At 68.9% G+C, this 1,292-nt stretch carries 1 protein-coding gene; it reads left to right on the top strand.

Going from position 1 to position 1,292, the window contains the following annotated elements; translation table 11 throughout:
• The first annotated feature begins 88 nt into the window (after positions 1–88).
• Positions 89–1,207 (top strand): IS630 family transposase, encoded by a 1,119-nt coding sequence (locus tag ACFYXB_RS46005; RefSeq protein WP_389591482.1) that lies wholly within the window; start codon positions 89–91, stop codon positions 1,205–1,207.
• Positions 1,208–1,292: the final 85 nt, after the last annotated feature.

Here is a 1,292-nt window from a genome sequence, read left to right as displayed (position 1 = left end):
CTAGTGCTCTGACCGGGAAGGTTCGCCGGATTGGCGGTTGCGGCGGTTGGATGTGTGGTGACATGCGATCCGACTGTCGGGGGGTGTGGTGGCTGACCCTGTCCGTGTGCGCAGGTTGACCGACCAGGAAGGGCAGAAGCTGCAGCAGATCGTGCGCCGGGGCAGCACCAGTTCGGTGCGTTACCGGCGCGCGATGATGCTGCTGGCCTCGGCCGGCGGGAACCGGGTCCCGGTGATCGCGAAGCTGGTGCAGGCCGACGAGGACACCGTCCGGGACGTGATCCACCGGTTCAACGAGATCGGCCTGGCCTGCCTGGACCCTCGGTGGGCGGGAGGCCGTCCCCGCCTGCTCAGTCCTGACGACGAGGACTTCGTCGTCCAGACGGCCACCACCCGCCCGACCAAGCTCGGCCAGCCCTTCACCCACTGGTCCGTCCGCAAACTCGCCGCTTACCTGCGGAAAGTTCACGGCCGCGTGATCCGGATCGGCCGCGAGGCGTTACGTGGCCTGCTCGCCCGCCGCGGCATCACCTTCCAGCGCACCAAGACCTGGAAGGAGTCCCCGGACCCCGAGCGCGACGTCAAGCTCGACCGCATCGAGCACGTGCTGGAGCACTTCCCGGATCGTGTCTTCGCATTCGACGAGTTCGGCCCGCTCGGCATCCGGCCCACCGCCGGATCGTGCTGGGCCGAGCAGGGACGTCCCGAGCGGAACCCCGCGACCTACCACCGCACCCACGGCGTGCGCTACTTCCACGGCTGCTATTCGATCGGAGACGACACCCTGTGGGGCGTCAACCGTCGCAAGAAGGGCACCGGGAACACCCTCGCCGCGCTGAGGTCGATCCGCGCGGCCCGCCCGGACGGCGCCCCCATCTACGTCATTCTGGACAACCTCTCGGCCCACAAGGGCGAGACGATCCGACGCTGGGCGAGGAAGAACCGGGTCGAGCTGTGCTTCACCCCGACCTACGCGTCCTGGGCCAACCCGATCGAGGCCCACTTCGGGCCGCTGCGGCAGTTCACCGTCGCCAACTCCAACCACCGCAACCACACCGTCCAGACCCGGGCCCTGCACGCCTACCTGCGCTGGCGCAACACCAACGCTCGGCACCCCGATGTGCTGGCTGCCCAACGCCGCGAGCGAGCCCGCATCCGCAGCGAGAAGGGCCTCCGCTGGGGCGGACGACCGGCGAAAGTCGCGTGACCCTGCCAACGGCATCGGCCACACTGACGCCATGACCGTTGATCGTCAGGCGCTTCAGACTAGTTGGAACCGCACCCGGGCCCCC

Origin of the sequence: Streptomyces sp. NPDC002619 (assembly GCF_042889305.1) — a bacterium.
Classification (GTDB): Bacteria; Actinomycetota; Actinomycetes; order Streptomycetales; family Streptomycetaceae; genus Streptomyces.
The sequence above is the reverse complement of the archived record's forward strand: the minus strand, read 5'-3'. Positions and strand labels throughout refer to the sequence as shown.